Here is a 324-nt window from a genome sequence, read left to right as displayed (position 1 = left end):
CCTGTCTGGAAACCGGCCCCGCGATCTTCGACTGGCGGACCTCGGAAGAACAGGCGCGGCCCGCGGGCGGTATCCCCACGCTGCCCTCGCCGACCGCCAAGCCCCAGGTCTCGGCGCCGACCATGACCGAGGAGCTTTACGAGACGCGCGGCGGCGGCGGGGTCAAGACCCGGGTGCGGCTGGCAGCCAGCAGCGACAACCCGTTCCTCGACGCCTGGCAGTTCTCCTGGCGGCCGATCACCGAGACCGAGGCAACCGTCCGCGGCCTGACCGATGTGGCCGAGGACCTGATCGACGATGTCGCGCCCGGCACCTATGTCTTCG

General features: G+C 70.7%; 1 pseudogene. It reads left to right on the top strand.

Annotation, left to right across the window (positions count from 1 at the left end):
- A pseudogene (locus BYZ73_RS23335) lies at nt 1-324 on the top strand (hypothetical protein); the annotation flags it as partial.

This window comes from Rhodovulum viride (genome assembly GCF_003265965.1).
Lineage (GTDB): Bacteria > Pseudomonadota > Alphaproteobacteria > Rhodobacterales > Rhodobacteraceae > Rhodovulum > Rhodovulum kholense.
The sequence above is the reverse complement of the archived record's forward strand: the minus strand, read 5'-3'. Positions and strand labels throughout refer to the sequence as shown.